The sequence below is a fragment of the Rhodanobacter soli genome, from assembly GCF_039523495.1.
Classification (GTDB): Bacteria; Pseudomonadota; Gammaproteobacteria; order Xanthomonadales; family Rhodanobacteraceae; genus Rhodanobacter; species Rhodanobacter soli.
In genome coordinates this window covers 607840-624884 of sequence record NZ_BAAAFK010000001.1, presented here as the reverse complement: position 1 = coordinate 624884, position 17045 = coordinate 607840, and the positions used below count along the sequence as shown (strand labels likewise).

The 17045-nt window shown below is 66.7% G+C and carries 19 protein-coding genes; 7 read left to right on the top strand and 12 right to left on the bottom strand.

Annotated features, from left to right (window positions below):
* The first annotated feature begins 22 nt into the window (after nucleotides 1–22).
* Nucleotides 23–3625, top strand: a complete 3603-nt coding sequence (locus ABD024_RS02655; protein WP_343849332.1) for an ABC transporter permease/M1 family aminopeptidase — start codon at nucleotides 23–25, stop codon at nucleotides 3623–3625.
* Between the two features lie 92 nt (nucleotides 3626–3717).
* Here ABD024_RS02655 and ABD024_RS02650 read toward each other — a convergent pair whose 3' ends face one another.
* From ABD024_RS02650 to ABD024_RS02620, 7 genes are all read right to left on the bottom strand, one after another.
* Complete coding sequence (locus ABD024_RS02650; protein WP_343849330.1) at nucleotides 3718–4026, bottom strand: DUF2845 domain-containing protein; 309 nt, start codon at nucleotides 4024–4026, stop codon at nucleotides 3718–3720.
* Between the two features lie 83 nt (nucleotides 4027–4109).
* Nucleotides 4110–4697 carry a DUF924 family protein gene (locus ABD024_RS02645; protein WP_343849328.1) on the bottom strand — a complete coding sequence of 196 codons (588 nt, stop codon included), beginning with the start codon at nucleotides 4695–4697 and terminating at the stop codon, nucleotides 4110–4112.
* Nucleotides 4698–4709: 12 nt separating this feature from the next.
* Nucleotides 4710–5150, bottom strand: coding sequence for a DUF2383 domain-containing protein (locus tag ABD024_RS02640; RefSeq protein ID WP_343849326.1), 441 nt, complete (start codon nucleotides 5148–5150; stop codon nucleotides 4710–4712).
* Between the two features lie 109 nt (nucleotides 5151–5259).
* A complete protein-coding gene (locus ABD024_RS02635; protein WP_343849324.1) occupies nucleotides 5260–6012 on the bottom strand; it encodes a DUF2884 family protein in 753 nt (250 codons plus the stop codon).
* 73 nt (nucleotides 6013–6085) lie between these two features.
* Entirely contained in the window at nucleotides 6086–6559 is a 474-nt protein-coding gene (locus ABD024_RS02630; RefSeq protein WP_343849322.1) for a hypothetical protein, read from the bottom strand.
* Entirely contained in the window at nucleotides 6559–7089 is a 531-nt protein-coding gene (locus ABD024_RS02625; protein ID WP_343849320.1) for a peroxiredoxin, read from the bottom strand. Before ABD024_RS02625 ends, ABD024_RS02630 begins: the two co-directional genes overlap by 1 nt.
* Before the next feature lie 112 nt (nucleotides 7090–7201).
* Nucleotides 7202–7660, bottom strand: coding sequence for a hypothetical protein (locus ABD024_RS02620; protein WP_343849318.1), 459 nt, complete (start codon nucleotides 7658–7660; stop codon nucleotides 7202–7204).
* Nucleotides 7661–7940: 280 nt separating this feature from the next.
* On the opposite strand from ABD024_RS02620, the gene ABD024_RS02615 reads away from it, so the two are divergent.
* Complete coding sequence (locus ABD024_RS02615; protein WP_056388004.1) at nucleotides 7941–8357, top strand: universal stress protein; 417 nt, start codon at nucleotides 7941–7943, stop codon at nucleotides 8355–8357.
* Between the two features lie 133 nt (nucleotides 8358–8490).
* Nucleotides 8491–9312 (top strand): ferritin-like domain-containing protein, encoded by an 822-nt coding sequence (locus tag ABD024_RS02610; protein WP_343849315.1) that lies wholly within the window; start codon nucleotides 8491–8493, stop codon nucleotides 9310–9312.
* Between the two features lie 6 nt (nucleotides 9313–9318).
* Here ABD024_RS02610 and ABD024_RS02605 read toward each other — a convergent pair whose 3' ends face one another.
* The 4 genes from ABD024_RS02605 to ABD024_RS02590 all read right to left on the bottom strand — a co-directional run bounded on the left by ABD024_RS02605 (nucleotide 9319) and on the right by ABD024_RS02590 (nucleotide 11961).
* Nucleotides 9319–9777 (bottom strand): DUF6491 family protein, encoded by a 459-nt coding sequence (locus ABD024_RS02605; RefSeq protein ID WP_343849313.1) that lies wholly within the window; start codon nucleotides 9775–9777, stop codon nucleotides 9319–9321.
* A 77-nt stretch (nucleotides 9778–9854) separates the two neighbouring features.
* Complete coding sequence (locus ABD024_RS02600; protein ID WP_343849311.1) at nucleotides 9855–10583, bottom strand: hypothetical protein; 729 nt, start codon at nucleotides 10581–10583, stop codon at nucleotides 9855–9857.
* A gap of 70 nt (nucleotides 10584–10653) precedes the next feature.
* Nucleotides 10654–11520: a LytR/AlgR family response regulator transcription factor gene (locus tag ABD024_RS02595; RefSeq protein ID WP_343849309.1), complete on the bottom strand. Its 867-nt coding sequence runs from the start codon at nucleotides 11518–11520 to the stop codon at nucleotides 10654–10656.
* 138 nt (nucleotides 11521–11658) lie between these two features.
* On the bottom strand, nucleotides 11659–11961 hold the full coding sequence (locus ABD024_RS02590; RefSeq protein ID WP_343849306.1) for a DUF3247 family protein: 303 nt from the start codon (nucleotides 11959–11961) through the stop codon (nucleotides 11659–11661).
* Between the two features lie 202 nt (nucleotides 11962–12163).
* On the opposite strand from ABD024_RS02590, the gene ABD024_RS02585 reads away from it, so the two are divergent.
* The 4 genes from ABD024_RS02585 (at nucleotide 12164) to ABD024_RS02570 (ending at nucleotide 14227) form a co-directional block, all read left to right on the top strand.
* Nucleotides 12164–13081, top strand: a complete 918-nt coding sequence (locus ABD024_RS02585; RefSeq protein WP_343849304.1) for an arginine deiminase-related protein — start codon at nucleotides 12164–12166, stop codon at nucleotides 13079–13081.
* Between the two features lie 152 nt (nucleotides 13082–13233).
* Nucleotides 13234–13491: a glutathione S-transferase C-terminal domain-containing protein gene (locus ABD024_RS02580; RefSeq protein ID WP_425543114.1), complete on the top strand. Its 258-nt coding sequence runs from the start codon at nucleotides 13234–13236 to the stop codon at nucleotides 13489–13491.
* A gap of 87 nt (nucleotides 13492–13578) precedes the next feature.
* Nucleotides 13579–13908 (top strand): hypothetical protein, encoded by a 330-nt coding sequence (locus ABD024_RS02575; protein ID WP_343849302.1) that lies wholly within the window; start codon nucleotides 13579–13581, stop codon nucleotides 13906–13908.
* A gap of 58 nt (nucleotides 13909–13966) precedes the next feature.
* A complete protein-coding gene (locus ABD024_RS02570; protein WP_343849300.1) occupies nucleotides 13967–14227 on the top strand; it encodes a hypothetical protein in 261 nt (86 codons plus the stop codon).
* A 33-nt stretch (nucleotides 14228–14260) separates the two neighbouring features.
* Here the strand turns inward: ABD024_RS02570 and aceE are convergent, their stop codons facing one another.
* Nucleotides 14261–16954: a pyruvate dehydrogenase (acetyl-transferring), homodimeric type gene (gene aceE / locus ABD024_RS02565; protein ID WP_343849298.1), complete on the bottom strand. Its 2694-nt coding sequence runs from the start codon at nucleotides 16952–16954 to the stop codon at nucleotides 14261–14263.
* Between the last annotated feature and the right edge of the window lie 91 nt (nucleotides 16955–17045).

Here is a 17045-nt window from a genome sequence, read left to right as displayed (position 1 = left end):
CGAAACACGGACGGGAATACCGATGTTCCTCGAAATCCTTCGCTTTGAACTGCGCCAGCAACTGAAGGCGCCGCTGTTCTGGATCGTCGCGGCGGTGTTCGGCGCGCTGGCGTTCGCGCTGGTCAGCACCGACGCGGTGACCGTCGGCGGCGCCAGCGGCAACGTGCTGCGCAACGCGCCGCTGGTGATCGCGCGGCTGCTCGGCGTGCTCACCGTGCTCAGCATCTTCCTGGTGACGGTGTTCGTGGCCGGCGCGGCGCTGCGCGATTTCGACCATCGCACCGCGGAGCTGTTCTTCACCACGCCGATGAGCCGCGGCGCCTACCTCGGCGGCCGCTTCGCCGCCGGCTATCTCGCCGCGCTGGCAGTCATGCTGGCCTGCGCGCTGGGCGTGGCGGTCGGCGGCCTGATGCCGTGGATCGATGCGACGCGGCTGGGCCCGGCCAGCTGGCATGGCTACGCGTGGGCGTTCGGCGTGATGGTGGTGCCGGACATGCTGTTCATTGCCGCGCTGCTGTTCCTGCTCGCCACCACCACGCGTTCGCTGCTGGCCACCTACATCGGCCTGATCGTCTACTTCGTGCTGAACTCCGTCGTCGGCCTGCTGACCCGCGACGTCAACAATCATTTCATCGCCGCCATGCTCGATCCGTTCGGCGGCCGCACCCTGGCCCTGGTCACGCGCTACTGGTCGGCGGACCAGGCCAACCACGACCTGCCAGCACTGACGGGCGTGCTGCTGTTCAACCGGGTGCTGTGGAGCGCGGTCGGCGTGGCCATGCTGGGCGTCGCCGCGGCGCTGTTCCGGCCGAATCGCGAAGGCCTGCAACTGCCGCGACGCAAGCCGCGGGCGGAGCCGCCACTGCTGCGCCCGCAAGCCAGCGCCGCCACGCTGACCCTGCCGAAGGTGCGCCTGGCCGACGACCTGCGCGCGCATCTGCTGCAACTGCGCACGCAGTTCGTGTTCGACACCCTGGGGGTGCTGCGCGGGGTGCCGTTCCTGATCATGCTGGCGCTCGGGCTGTTCAACCTGATCTTCGCGCTCGCGCTGTCCAGCCAGATCTACGGCACCGCCACCTGGCCGGTGACGCACCAGGTGCTGGAGAACGTGCGCGGCGGCTTCCAGTGGCTGCTGTACATCATCATCACGTTCTACGCCGGCGAGCTGGTATGGCGCGAACGCAGCCAGCGCTCGGCCGAGGTCAGCGACGCGTTCCCGGTACCGGACTGGGTGCCGCTGATCGCCAAGCTGGGCGCCTTGCTGGCGGTGATCGCCACGTTCCTGCTGATTGGCGCCGTCGTGGGCATCGGCTGGCAGCTGGGCCACGGCTATACGCACGTGGAACCCGGGTTGTACCTGGCCACGCTGGCATTGAACGCGATCCCGTTCGCGCTGCTGGCGGTGCTGGCGCTGTTCCTGCAGGTACTGTCGAACAACAAATTCCTCGGCTACCTGCTGACCATCGTGTGGCTGGTGCTGAGCACGATCGGCTTCGACCTGCTGCATTGGGAACAGAATCTGTACAACTACGGCAACGCACCGGGCGTGCCGTATTCGGACATGAACGGCTTCGGGCATTTCCTCCAGGGCGCGTTGTGGTTCGACTTCTACTGGGCCTGCTGCGCCGTGGCGCTGCTGGTGCTGGCCGCGCTGTTCTGGGTGCGCGGCACCGAGCCGTCGTGGCGGGGGCGCCTGCACGAGGCGCGCACGCGGCTGCACGCGCCGGCGAGGATCGTGCTGGCTGCGGTGCTGCTCGCGTTCGTCGGCAGCGGCGCGTGGATCTACTACAACACGAACGTGCTGAACCACTTCCGGAACAGCACCGCGAAGACGATCCAGCGCGCCGACTACGAGAAGAAATACGCGAAGTACAAGGACCTGCCGCAGCCGCGCATCACCGCGGTGAAGGCCGACGTGGATATCTTCCCGTACCGGCGCCGGCTGGAGATCCACGGCCACTACACTCTGGTGAACAAGCACACGGCGCCGATCAGCGAGTTGCACGTGAACTTCGACGACGAGTTCACCGTGAAGTCGCTGGACTTCGCGCCGCACGACACGGTCAGCGCGAACAAGGAGCCCGGCTACACCATCTACCGGCTGAAGACGCCGCTGGCACCGGGCGCGTCGATGAGCTTCGACTTCGACCTGGAATACGCGCCGAAGGGTTTCACCAACAGCCCGGAAGGCCAGTTCCTCGCGCACAACGGCACGTTCTTCAACAACACCGTAATGCCGCAGTTCGGCTACCAGACGCAGGCACAGCTCACCGACCGCAACGACCGGCGCAAGTACGGGCTTTCCGCCGAGGTGCCGCGGATGCCGAAACTGGGCGACGAGAAGGCCCGCGCGAACACCTACATCAGCAACGACGCGGACTGGATCAGCTTCGACACCACCGTATCGACCGCGCCCGACCAGATCGCCATCGCGCCGGGCACGCTGCAGAAGGAATGGACCGCCAACGGCCGGCGCTATTTCCATTACACGATGACGCAAGGCGGGATGAACCAGCCGATGCTGCCGTTCTTTTCGTACCTGTCGGCGCGCTACGCGGTGAAGCACGAGAACTGGAAGGGTGTGGACATCGCGGTGTACTACAACCCGGCGCACGCGTGGAACGTGGACCGCATGATCCAGGGTGCGAAGGATTCGCTGGACTACTACGACGCGAACTTCACGCCTTACCAGTTCAAGCAGCTGCGCATCCTGGAGTTCCCGAACTACGCCAGCTTCGCGCAGTCGTTCGCCAACACCATCCCGTACTCCGAGTCGATCGGCTTCATCGCCGATCTGCGCGATCCGTCCAAGATCGACTATCCCTACTACGTCACCGCGCACGAAGTGGCGCACCAGTGGTGGGCGCACCGGGTGATCGGCGCGAACATGCAGGGCTCGACCATGCTCAGCGAGTCGCTGGCGCAGTACTCCGCGCTGATGGTGATGAAGCAGAAATACGGCGCCGATCAGATGCGCAAGTTCCTGAAGTACGAACTGGACGGCTATCTGGCGGGACGCGCCACCGAGAAGCTGGCCGAGGAACCGCTGGCGAAGGTGGAGAACCAGCAATACATCCACTACAAGAAAGGCTCGCTGGTGTTCTACGCGCTGCAGGACTACATCGGCGAGGGCACGCTCAACGCGGTGCTGAAGCAATTCCTGCTCGACAAGGGTTTCCAGCAGCCGCCGTACACCACCTCGCGGGAATTCGTGGATGCGCTGGGCAAGGCGCTCGACCCGAAGTGGCAGCCGCTGCTGGATGATTTTTTCTGGAAGATCACCCTGTTCGACAACCGCCTCACCGACGCCAGCGCGAAGAAGCTGCCGAACGGCAAGTACGAAGTGACCCTGCAGGTGCACGCCGGCAAGGTCCACGTCGACGGCACCGGCAAGGAAACCGCGGCGAAGCCGGACATCCCGATCGAGGTCGGCGTGTTTGCCGCATCAAAGGGCGACGGCAGGGACGGCACGCCGCTGTACCTGGAAAAGCGCCTGCTGCCCGACGGCGACAGCACGGTCACCGTGATCGTCGACGGCCTGCCCGCACTGGCCGGCGTCGATCCGTACAACGAGCTGATCGACAAGGTCTCCAGCGACAACCGCCGCACGGTGACGGTGCAGTAACCCGGGGCCGTGCAGGTCGGCGGGCATGCGCCCCATACCGGTCTGCGCGACGCACGGCTCAGCGTGCAGGCCAGCTGCCCACGCGGGACGCCTCAGAGCCGGTTATCTTCGATCTCGCTGACCCGACCGTCGACGATCGTCACCACGGTGACGTGATCGCCGCGGCGGTAGCGCCATTGCTCGCCGCCCTGCTGGTTGTCCACCACGCGAACGCCGCCGCGGCGACTGCCGTGACTGCGCGACTTGTGCGCATGCGATTTCGAGGTGGGCTTGCCCAGCAGCTCGACGACACGTTCGCGGCTGTCGCCGGCGGTGAGTACCTGGCTGCCCACGCGCAAGGTGCTGGACGCCTGCACGGCGGCACTGAACGCAAACAACGCAACGACGAAACGAATACGCATGACCTGCTCCCTGGTCCGGTTGGAATAGCCTGGTTGGAATGGCCTGGTTGGAATGGCCTGGTTGAAACCCCAAGCCCCGCCGGTCATCCCGCGTTTGAGAAACCGGCGCCCGGCTGAGCCAGGTAAAGCGTCTCTTGCGGTGTGCTGGGACGACCGAGCGTGGCATTGCGATGAGGGAAGCGGCCGAAGCGCGCGATCACCTCACGGTGGCGGCGAGCATAGTCCAGAAATTCCTCGAACTGCTTGCGCTGTTCCGTCGGCACTTGCGCGCACAGCGCCTCGAACAATTCCACCGAACGCTGCTGCAGCGCGCTGTCCTCGGCGTGTTCCAGCGGCAGGTAGGCGAACACGCGCTGCACGGCGGGCAGTTGCCGGTCATCACCACGAGCCAAACCCGACAACGCCACGCGCTGCGCACTGGCGTCCGCTGCCCAGGCGCGCGGATCGTCGCGATACAGGTTGCGCGGGAACTGGTCGAGCAGGATCAACAAGGCGAGCCAGCCCGGCGGGGTGGCCATCCAATCGTCCAGCCGGCCGTTGGCGGCAGCCTCCACAGCTTCGCCGAAGCGCGCGCGGATCTGCGCATCGAACGCGACATCGGCGGCAAACCAGTGGGCAGTGCCTGCTTCGGCGAACCAGAAATCGAGGACGTCCTGTGCGGTCGCGGGCATCACCCCCCCCGGTCAATAGCGTGCGGTACCGGCCAGACTATGCATGTCCAGGTGGATGCCGTGCAAACGCGGCAATTGCCGACGCAGTACCAGCGTCGACTCGGCCGGGGCAGCGGCGATGGCCTGCTCGAAGCGCTGCAACAACGCGCGCTCGCCATGCGCCAGTGCGTGGATCCATGCATGGTCGCGGCGCGCAGCGGTGCGCATCAGCCAGCCGGCGAGATGCCGATGGACTGTGCCGCGCCAGCTGCCACGCGCACACGGCCTGCCGCCACTGACGTGCAGCTGCGCCTGCAGGTCGGCGATCAGCAGGTCCAGCGTGTGCACGTTGTCGTTCAGCACCATGCGCAAGCCCGGTTCGCATGCCGTCGCGGCATGGCGATACAGCTGGCGCAGGTCGATGCTGCGCCGGATCAGGGTATGGCAGGTGGATGCTGGCAGGTGCCGCGGCATGGAAGATCGGTGGTCGACGGGAGGTGGGCCATCGTCGCCCCCGCCCACTTAGCGGGAGATTAACCCCACGCGACGGACCGTCCGCCAGTCAGCTGGCGGCCAGTCTCGCTCACTGCTGGACCTGCAGCAGGTCCAGCGGCTGTCCGGTGCTGCCGCGCACGCCCTGCTGCAAGGCCGCGAGTTGCTGGATCGACGGGCACAACGCCTCGATCTGCGGGCGCAACGCCTGCATGCGCGACTGCAGGCGCGGCTGCAGCTCGGTGGCGAGGTCGGCGGCGCGATCGCGCAGGCTGGCAGCGGCCTGCAGGTCGCCGCCGAGCGCTGCATTGATCGCCTGCTGGCCGAGATCGGCCGCCAGCAGCGGCAACAAGTCGCCGGCGATCTGGTTCATCGCCTGGTCGGCGGCGGCGCCCTGCCAGTCGTGCGTGCTCTGGCTGACCGAGATGCGCCGCTTCAGCTCGGTCGCATGCGCATCCAGCCGACGGTTGAATTCGGCACGGGTATCGGCGCCCAGGCCCATGCCGTCGGCTTCCGTGCGCAGCGCCTGCGTCGCCATGTCCACGCCGTTGCGCGCTACCGTGCGCACCCGCGGCGCCAGCGCGCGCAGGTCGCGCTCGAACAGGGCCAGCCGATCCTGGTTTTCCGCATTCAGCTTCACGGTGGCGCCATCGGTACGCAGCGCGCCCTGCTGCAGCTCGACATGGAACGGCGCCGGCGCCGGCCGGTCGAACAGCAGGCTGCCGGGTTTCAGGGTGACGTCATAGCTGCTGCTGGCATGGCAGGTGGTCGCCAGGTCCTGCGCGTGCAGCCACGGCGTGAGGAATGACAGGACGAACAGGAGCAGCAATCGCGGCAGACGCATGGAGATTCATTCCCGGAAGATGGATTCACCCAGCGATAGCCGACGCTGCCGCAACCGCCGCTGAACTGGTCGCTCAGCGTGGGCGCGGACGGAACTGCGCGCGCACCGCCGGCCGACCCAATTGCCAGGCCAGCCACAGAAGCAGCGGAATCGCCGCGGCCTTGAGCGCCAGGCCGACCTGCCAGGTGCGTTCGGCCCGCGCGATCATCCACAGCGCGACTTCGCCCAGCTGCGGCTGCGCCAGCGCATGCTGCCTGGCGGTGTCGAAATCGCCCCATTGCTGCAGCATCAGCACGCCGCTGGCCAGCGCCCATAGCGCCAGCAGCACGGCCAGCACCTGCATCGCCGGCCGCGCCCACGCCTGACGCAGGATGCAGCCGGCACACACCACGACGACCAGCAAGGCGGCAGCCAGGTAGATGTATTCGGCATGCCGCAGGTACTGCACGAAGCCCAGCGCGGCGAACAGCAGCAGCACCCACGGGCCGACCGCCCACGCCGAGAAGCGCCGCGCCGACGCGGGGTCGACGCGCGCCGCCAGCGGCATCAGGGTGCCGCCTTCAACGTGGCGAGGTCGCCCAGCACCTGGGCTGAGTTCTTTTCCGGATCGACGTCCACGTAGACCTTTGCGATCTTGCCCTGTGGGTCGATCAGGAAGGTGGTGCGCTTGGCGTAGTGCATGCCCATGCGCGAGGTCAGCACGCCATAGCTGGTGGCAGCGCTGTGCTCCGAGTCGGCCAGCAGCGGGAACGGCACGCGGTATTTTTCGGCGAATTCGGCGTGCGACTTGACGTCGTCCAGGCTCACCCCGACCACCTCGGCGCCGGCCTTGCGCAGCTTCGCGATGTCATCGCGGAACGTGCAGACCTCGGTAGTGCAGCCGGGGGTGAAATCCTTCGGGTAGAAATACATCACCAGCCAGTGGCCGTGGAAATCGGCCGGCGTGCGCCAGTGACCGTTCTGGTCCTGCAGGCGGAAGCTCGGGGCGGTCTCGCCGACCTGCGGGGTGGCGGCAAACGCCGGGGCGGCCAGCGCACACAGCAGGGTCAACACGAGCAGACAGGAAAGGCGGCGCATGACGGGATCTCCGGTTCGGGGAAGGGGAAAACCTGGAAGCAACCGTCACAGTTTACGCGTACCCACGAAGAAGGGCGCCGGGGCGCCCTTCTTCGTCATGCCTGCAGCGGCATCAACGCTTGCTGATGGTGAACTTGCCCACCGAGACGCCCAGGTTGACGCCTTCGCCGGTTCCGGACAGCGCCAGCGAGGTGGTGCCCTTGGTCAGCACCTGCGCGCTGCCGCTCTTCACCACGCCGGCCTCGGCACCGGCCTGCGCGTAGTCGCCGTACACGTCGGAGATGTCGTGCACCTTGCTGATCTCGCCCTTGCCGTTGTCGATGTGGTACTTGCCGGCGGTGAGGCCGCCACCGACCACGCTGATCTTCACGTTCGCGCGTTGGCCGTTGTCACAGGTGATCGTGCCGCTGCCTTCGGCATGCTTGTAGATCAGCGACCAACCGGACAGGTTGTATACGAGATCGCATTTCACCGAAGCTCCGGCGGCCTGTGCATTGCTGGCCGGCAGCACGGTCATGGCACCCGCGCAGGCCAATACCAGAGCAGCTATTCCAAAAGTACGCTTGATCATCGTCGTCTCCTCAAAGCTCTGCGGATGGGATTCGTCACGCCGCCGCGGATGCACCGCAAGCATCGGCATCCGTGGCGTGGTGACGGCAGGTTGTGCAGGGCAGCGTGATAGTCGCGTGCAGGCGCGTGATCGCCGTTCAGGTTCCCGTCCTTGATGCCGCAATAACGAAGCGCCGCGCAGACTGCCATCGACGCGCAGCGGGTCGCCCGGAGGTTGTGGCGCGACGCGCATCCTGCATAGACTCGGTGTGGCTGCGATGCCGGCAACGCGAAGGAGCACCATGGTCAAGTATTCACTGGTGGGTTATGACGGCTCGGACGCCTCCCGTCGTGCATTCCAGTTCGCGGTCGAGTTGGCCCGCTGCAGCCACGGCCGCGTGCGCGTGGTGTCGGTGCTGCAGGTCACCGAGGGCGGCGCCGACGCATGCGCCTTGATGATCGCCGATACCGGCACCGAGCGTGTGCAGGAGTTGCTGCAGGAACTGACCGCGATCGTGCCGGATGCGGCCGACCTGATCGACGTCGAACTGACCCTCGGCAGCCCCGGCGACGTGCTGCTGAGCCAGATCGAGCAGCACGGCGTCGACCACATCGTGATCGGTCATACCGAACGCGGCGCGCTGGCCCGCTGGCTGCTCGGCTCGGTGTCCGGCAACGTGCTGGCGCGCGCACATGTGCCGGTGACGGTGGTGCGCTGAGGCGCGGCCCCGGACGGCGGCAAGTCGGCCGGCGTTAATCCGTTGCGGCGATCAGGCCGTATCCTGTGTCATCTTCTTGTCACCTGAAGACGGGCCGTCAGTCGACGAGGCCATCGCCGCACGGGAAATCCGCTTGAATTATTCCACCGCCCTGCCCTGGACCCTGGAAAGCATCGACCTCGACCGCATCGAGGTTGCCCGCGTGCGCCACGACGAGGATCTGTTCTTCCTGCTGTGCAGCTCGTCGTTCGTCGAGAGTGGCTCGGACCTGTACACGCAGAACCTGATCGACCATTTTGCCGATGATGAGGATTTGCAGGGCTGGCTCCGCCAGCACTGGCAGCACGAGGAACTGCAGCACGGCCGCGCGCTGGCCGCCTACGTGCGCAAGGTCTGGCCGGAGTTCGACTGGGACAAGGGTTTCGCCGCGTTCTGGCACGAGTACGGCGCGGTGTGCACGGCCGAGCAACTGGAACCCTGCCGCGGGCTGGAGCTGGCCGCGCGCTGCGTGGTGGAGACCGGCACCGCCAGCCTGTACCGCGCGCTCAACCAGATCACCGACGAGCCGGTGCTGAAGCAGCTGACCAACCACATCAAGAGCGACGAGGTTCGCCACTTCAAGCATTTCTACCAGCACTACCGGCTGTACCGCGAGCGCGAGGGCTTCGGCCGCTACAAGGTGTTCCGCGCGATCCTGCGCCGGGTCAACGAGATCAAGAGCGAGGACAGCGACATCGCGCTGCGCCACGTGTTCAACCAGTGCTACCCGCAGCACCAGGGCAACGAGGCCGAGTTCCGCCGCATCAGCGACCGCGCGCAGGGCCTGTTGCGCCGGAACATCCCGGCCGCGATGACGGTGAAGATGCTGCTCAAGCCACTGGACTTGTCGCCGCGCCTGCAGTCCGTGCTGGAAAAGCCGCTGGCGAAGATCACCGAGAAGCTGTTCCTGCACTGACGCCCATCATTGCGATGCCGCCGGCTTGTCCGCGCTGCGCGCCGCGCTCTCGATCTGCCGCTGCTTCTGCTGCGCGAGCTTCAGGCTTTTCACGTCGATCGGGCGAATCTGCGTGATGGTGCAGGGGAAGTTGTGCCGTCCGGTGAGCACCTTGTCAAACCCCACCATCACCTGGTTGATGTTGGAGGTGAGCCCGATGCTGTTGACGAACAGCAGCTCCTGGCAGCCGCCGAGATCCAGCAGCCACGCCTTGTTCGGCTGCGTGTAGACGGCCAGTTCGGTGTCGCTCAGCGGCTCCCACGAGTACAGGCTGAAGAAGTGGAAGCTGCGCACCGGCGCACCGGCCGCCGCCGCATAGGCGGCCTGGCGCTCGCTCATGCGCTGTGCGTAGGGCACGCTGGAGCAGCCGGCGCACAACAGGCCAAGCATCAATGCGCCGGCAGGGATCAGGAATGACTTGGACATGGGGCGGTCCTCGATGGAGACTCTTTTGTCCAGACGCATGGGCGCCGTTTCGGTTGACGCCGCCCGGCGCGGACAAGCTACTTCTTGCCGCCCTTGCCCACGACGGCCCACTTCGCCGGGTCGAAACCGCCCACCTCGTAAACCAGCGCCTGCTTCTTCTCGCCGTCGACCAGGGTGACGTCCATGCCGAGCTTCTTCGCCTTGCGCAGCATGCCGATGAAAGCCTGGTCGTCGCGGATCATCAGCGCCGGCTCGCCGGTGGACGGCGCGAACGCCTTGATCCGCACCGGCTTGCTGTCGACCGTGGTGGCGATGGTGCAATTGCCGCGGCAGACGAAGCCGGGCTTGCTGCCGTACAGGAACACGCTCTGGCCCCAGCTGGTATGCCGACGCAGCACCAGCCGCACGCGGTCGCCGCCGGCCGGCTGGCTGTTCTCGATGGTGGCGGTGGACTGCGTGCCGCCGGCCATCGGCGCCACCTGGTACAGCCACAGCCCGGCCAGCCGGCTCTTCTCGCTGACCTCGGTGTAACGCTTCTCGATCGCCGGCAAGGTCTTCTGCACTTCCTTCGCGGCGTCGCTGTCGGGAAACCGTTTGACGATGTCCTTGCCCATCGACACCGCCATCTCGTCGTTGCCGATGCGCAGCAACTGCCGGTAGGTGTCGAGGTTGCGCGCCGCATCAGCCGCCTGCGTCCGGGCCTGCTGCTGCTCGGCGGTCGGCGTGCTGCCCTGTTGCGAACAGCCGGCAAGCATCCAGGCGGTGCAGAAAGCCATCACGGCATAACGGGAGAAAGCGGGATTCATCGGCGGCATACCTGACGGGAACAGACGGCTAGCTTGGAACGATCCGCCGTCGCCATGCAACCGCACGGGCTCAATCCGGCTGGCCGAAACGCCCGCGCAGCGCGGCGCGGTAACGGCGGCTGCAGGGGATCTTTACGCCGTCGCGCATCTGCAGGCGTGCCTCGCCGCTTTCCAGTGGCACGATCTCGGCCAGGTAGTCGAGGTTGACGAAATGGCTGCGGTGCACCCGCACGAAACGCGCCGGATCCAGCCGTTCCTCGATGCCGGCCATGGTGGCGCGCAGCGGATAGTCGCGCCCGCGCACGTGCAGGTTCACGTAATTGCCCGACGCCTGCAGCCATTCGATCTCGCTGGCATTGAGCAGGAATTCCCGGCCCAGCTTGCGCACCAGGAAACGTTCGGGCCGCTCCACCGATTCCACCGGCAACCCCTGTTCGTCCGCTTCGGCTAGTAGCCGCGCCTCGCCTTGCTGGCGCAGCAGCCACAGCCGGTACAGCACCAGGATGCCGACGATCGCGAAGTAGGCGCGGATGTCCTTGAGGTACTCGTAGCCGAAGTTGGGCCACCACGGCCCAAACCGGTAGTGCCCGCCGCTGGCGGCGTAGACCAGCTTGCGCAGCGCGACCATGCCACCGACGTGGAGCAGGCTGAACGGCAGACTGGCCAGCACGTGCACCGGCAGGTTGCGCCGCCAGCTGTCGAGGCGGAGCGGCCAGCGTCGTTCCAGCGCGATCACCGCCGGCAGCAGGGCCAGCAACAGCAGCGTGCTGCTCCACTCCCACACCCACGGTTCCCACGCCGCCACCCGGCCGGCATGGTCGATCCGCGAAACGACGCTGTTGAAAATCGCATTCAGCGCAAAAAACAGCAGCCAGGCGCCGACCTCGAATGGCCGCCGCCAGCGCTGGTAGAGATCGAAGCCGCGGGTCGTGGTCATCCGGCGGATTCTACCCGCCACCCCACCATCCGTCCCGGATCGGAGCCATCCTCCCGCGCATGCGAGTGGCGCCATGAACCAGCATCGCGATACCGATTCTATACGCGGCCGCTACGACTGACTGATGGAGGCACCGCCTCAGCTTTCGCCGGCCAGGCACGAGTCCAGATGTTCGACCCGCAAGATCTGGTCGAGCCAGAAGCGGCGGCTCCACTCCGGCACGTCGGGACGCTGCAGTTGCACCCGGGCGTTGATGCCTACGCGTTCGTCGACATCGCGGAATATCTGCACGCTCGGTTGCATGCTGACCACGCCGTCGCAGCTGCTGCCGTCCTTCAGCAACAGCACGACATGGCCGTTGGCGGGCAATTCGTCGATCAATGATTCCAGCTGCCGGATGCTGGCGGGATCGGTGTAGACATGTTGTGCCTGTCTGCCCATGGGACTCGCCTCGAACAGCAGATGAATACGTCCCCACGTTAATCGGCAAAGCGTAAAACCCTGTCAATTTGCCGGTCTGCCAGCTGAACGACGAGTCGGGCCGCGATGCTTTGCCGGATCCGGCGGCTGCACGCCGGGGAGGCAGCGCGCGAAGAGCCGGCAGCGGTATCCTCTGGGGTCGGCCGACACATGGAACCGTCACATGATCACCACCTCGCCCACCGACTTCCTCGAAGCCTACGCCGCCCTGGCCCCGTTGCCGGAAGCCGCGGCGACCGCGCGGGCGGCGTTCCTGGTCGCGCCCGCCGAGTTCACCCTGGCGGAGGAGTCGGCGCTCGACAACCGCTACATGGACATGAGCCTCACAGTCGACCCGCTCAGGGCGCTGGCCCAGCACAGCGCGCTGGCGCAGGCACTGCGCGCGGACGTGCCGGTGATCACCTTCCCCGGCGATCCGGCCACGCCCGACGCGGTGTTCCCGAACAACGTGTTCGCCACGGCGCCGGGCCGCCTGATCGTCGGCCGCATGCGCCACGCGGTGCGCCAGCGCGAGGCCGAGCGCACCGACATCCGCGCGTTCTTCGGCGAGATGCTGGGCTACGACGAGATCGACCTGTCCGCCTGCGACGACCTGGTCGCCGAGCTGACCGGTTCGCTGATCGTCGACCGTGCCCGCGGCGTCGGCTATTGCGGCCTCAGCGAACGCTGCGACATGGCCGGTGCGCAGGCGATGCACAAGGCCTTCGACCTGCGCCTGACCTACTGCTTCGAACTGGCCGACACCGAATACCACACCAACGTGGTGCTGACCTTACTGGCCAGCCGCGCCGTGATCATCGCCGCCGACGGTTTTCGCGATGTGGCGGCGGCGCAGGCGATCGCCCACGCCTACGGCGACCGCGCGATCTGGCTGACCCCGGCGCAGAAGCAGGCGTTTGCCGGCAATGCGATCACCTTGTCCGACGACCGCGTGTGGATGAGCGCCCGCGCCGCTGCCACCCTGACCGACGACCAGCGCGAGGCCTTGGCCGGCTACGGCTTTGCGATCGGCGCCGTGGAGCTGGGCGAGATCGAGAAGGCCGGCGGCAGCCTGCGCTGCTGCGTGGGCGAAATTTACTGAGTCATTAGCATTCCCGTGCAGGAGCCCGCTTGCGGGCGATGCTCTTCGAATCTCGGCTCTCAACAGACGAATGTCCGGTCGTCCCGTGAGAAGCATCGCCTGCAAGCGGGCTCCTACACACGAGGACCATCGCGAAGAGCATCGCACGCAAGGTGCAGCGCGGCTTCGTCGATCCACAGCTGAAGCTGCACCTGGACTATCTGGAAAGCGAGCTGGGCGACGGCGAATGGTTCGCCGGTGCGGCGTTCAGCGTCGCCGACATCCAGTTGAGCTTTCCGCTGGAAGCGTTCGCCGCCCGCGGCGGGCTGGATGCGGGCTACCCGCGCCTGTCGGCGTTCCTGCAGCGCATCCATGACCGGCTGGCGTACCGGCGTGCGCTGGAGCGGGGCGGCGAGTACCGGCTTGGCTGAACGAAACCGCGCGCGAGCGGCCCCTGTTTACGCCTCGCTCACGACGCGGCTGGCAGCCTGCAAGGCCAGCCGCAAAGGAGAAGCCCCATGCGCAAGAACGATATCGAGAGCCAGCTCCACGACACCGCCGAACGTGCCGGCGAACGCGCACGCTATTACGCCGACGGCGTCAGCAGCAACGCCAGGGATCTGCTTGAGCGCGGCCGCCGCCGCATCCGCGAGCGCTTCGGCAAGCGTGCCGCCTACGGCGAGCAGCTGAGCCGGGCCGCCGAGGACCTTGCCGACGAGGCGAACTACCACTACCGCCGGCTGCGCCGCCAGGTGAACCGTCATCCGGCCGCCACGCTGGCGATCGTCGCCGGCACGATCGGTGCGTTCCTGCTGCTGCGCCGCGCATTCCGCAGCGACGACGACTGACCTGGTTCGCGCGACAAGCGACGCCGGCACACCAACAAGACCCGCCATTGGCGGGTTTTTGTTCGGCCGTCCAAACGGCCTGCAGCATGGCCGCGGCCCGGCCGCACCGCCGGCGCACCTGCCGATGCTGGCCATGGCCGCGCCGATGCACTATCGCCTCGTCGGCATGGCGATGGGCCAGCTGATGCCGGCCGGCATGGCGGCGCTGTTGATCGCGTTGCCGATGGCGGCGGCCGGCTGGATGCTCGCGCGCAGCGGCATCGAGACGCGCGGCCATGGCCTGGAGGCGATCCAGGACGCGCTGTCCCGGCCGTCGTGACCCCACCGCGGCGACGCGGCGGGATCGGCGGCGTCACACCGTCAGCGGATTCGGCTTGTCCTGGTCGAGCTTGTATTCCTTGATCGCGCGACTGACGTCCTTCGCGTTCATCTTGCCGTCCTTCGCCAAGGCGGCCAGCGCCGCATGCGCAATCCAGTAACGATCGACCTCGAAGAAATCGCGCAGGTGCGCGCGCGTGTCCGAACGGCCGAAGCCGTCGGTGCCGAGCACGGTGTAGCGCATGCCGTCGGGCAGGAACGCGCGGATCTGGTCGGCGTATTCGCGCACGTAGTCGGTGGCGGCGATCGCGGGACCCGAGCGGCCCTCCAGCAAACCGGTGATGTACGGCACGCGCTGCTCGGCTTCCGGATGCAGGCGGTTCCAGCGCTCCGCATCGAAGCCGTCGCGACGCAGCTCGATGAAGCTGGGGCAGGACCAGATGTCGGCCTTCACGCCGAAGTCCTTCTCCAGCAATTCGGCCGCTGCGATCACCTCGCGCAGGATCGTGCCGGAACCGAGCAGCTGCACGCGCGGCTCGCCCTTCTTCGGCTTGCCGCCATCCTTGAACAGGTACATGCCCTTGATGACGCCTTCCTCGCAACCCTTCGGCATGTCCGGGTGCGGGTAGTTCTCGTTCATCACGGTGACGTAGTAGTAATGATCCTCCTGCTCCTGCAGCATGCTGCGCACGCCGTCCTGCAGGATCACCGCCACTTCGTAGGAGAAGGTCGGGTCGTACGACTTCACGTTCGGAACCGCGCCGGCCATCAGGTGCGAGTGGCCGTCCTCGTGCTGCAGGCCCTCGCCGTTGAGCGTGGTGCGACCCGAGGTGCCGCCGACCAGGAAGCCGCGCGAGCGCATGTCGCCGGCGGCCCAGCACAGGTCGCCGACGCGCTGGAAGCCGAACATCGAGTAGTAGATGAAGAACGGCAGCATTGCCTGGTTGCTGACCGAGTAGCTGGTCGCCGCGGCCATCCACGAGGCCATGCCGCCGGCCTCGCTGATGCCCTGCTGCAACACCTGGCCCTTCTGGTCCTCGCGGTAGTACAGCAGCTGGTCGGAATCCTGCGGCTTGTACTTCTGGCCGAACGGCGCATAGATGCCGATCTGGCGGAACATGCCTTCCATGCCGAACGTGCGCGCCTCGTCGGCGACGATCGGCACCACGCGTTCACCCAGCTGCTTGTCGCGCAACAGCAGGTTGATGCCGCGCACCAGCGCCATCGTGGTGGAGATCTCGCGCTCGCCGGTGCCCTTGGTGATCTGCTCGAACGCCGACAGCTCCGGTGCCTTCAGCTTGGCCTCGGCCTTGCGCCGGCGCTGCGGCAACGCACCGCCGAGCGCCCGGCGGCGCTCCAGCATGTACTGCACTTCCGGCGAGTCCTTGCCCGGGTGGTAGTACGGCACGTCATGCAGCTTGTCGTCGGCAATCGGGATCTGGAAGCGGTCGCGGAAATGCCGCACCGACCCGTCGTCCAGCTTCTTCTGCTGGTGGGTCGGGTTCTGCGACTCGCCGGCCGCACCCATGCCGTAACCCTTGACCGTCTTGGCCAGGATCACCGTGGGCATGCCCTTGGTGTTCACCGCCGTGTGGTAGGCCGCGTAGACCTTGTGCGGATCATGGCCGCCGCGGTTCAGCCGCCAGATGTCGTCGTCGCTGAGGTTGGCGACCATCTCGCGCGTCTCCGGGTATTTGCCGAAGAAGTGCTCGCGCGTGTACGCGCCGCCGAACGCCTTGCACGCCTGGTACTCGCCGTCGACGGTTTCCATCATCAGCTTGTGCAGCACGCCCTTGCTGTCGCGCGCCAGGAGCGGATCCCAGTAGCTGCCCCAGACCACCTTGAGCGCGTTCCAGCCGGCGCCGCGGAACTGACCTTCCAGTTCCTGGATGATCTTGCCGTTGCCGCGCACCGGACCGTCCAGGCGCTGCAGGTTGCAGTTGATCACGAAGATCAGGTTGTCCAGGCCTTCGCGGCCGGCCAGCGAGATCGCGCCGAGCGACTCCGGTTCGTCGCACTCGCCGTCGCCCATGAAGCACCAGACCTTGCGGTCGCTCTTCGGCACCAGCCCGCGGTGCTCCAGGTACTTGAAGAACTGCGCCTGGTAGATCGCCTGGATCGGGCCCAGGCCCATCGACACCGTCGGCACCTGCCAGTAGTCCGGCATCAGCCACGGATGCGGGTACGACGACAACGCGCGGCCGTGACCGGCCACTTCCGTGCGGAACAGGTCGAGCTGGTCCTCGGCCAGGCGGCCTTCGAGGAACGAACGTGCGTAGATGCCCGGGCTGGAATGGCCCTGATGCAGGATCAGGTCGCCCGGGTGATCGGCGCTCGGCGCGCGCCAGAAATGGTTGAAGCCGACGTCATACAGCGTCGCGCTGGAGGCGAAGCTGGCGATGTGCCCGCCCAGTTCGCCCGGTTTGCGGTTCGCGCGCACCACCATCGCCATCGCGTTCCAGCGGATCAGCGAGCGGATGCGCCATTCCATCGCCGCGTCGCCGGGGCACTTCGCCTCCTGGCTGGGCGGGATCGTGTTGACGTATTCGGTGGTCGGGTTGAACGGCAGGTAGCCACCCGAACGGCGGGTGGTGTCGACCATCTTCTCCAGCAGGAAATGCGCGCGTTCGGTGCCGTCGTGATGGATCACCGCGTCGAGCGAGTCGATCCACTCGCGGGTTTCGGTGGGGTCGATGTCCTGGTTGAGGATGTCGTCGAGCTGATCCATGAAGATTCTCCGCGGCGCCGTTGCAGCGCTCATGCTTGAGGGGGTACCCGCCGCCGGGGATTGCAGCGGGATCAACGCCCAAGTCTAGCCG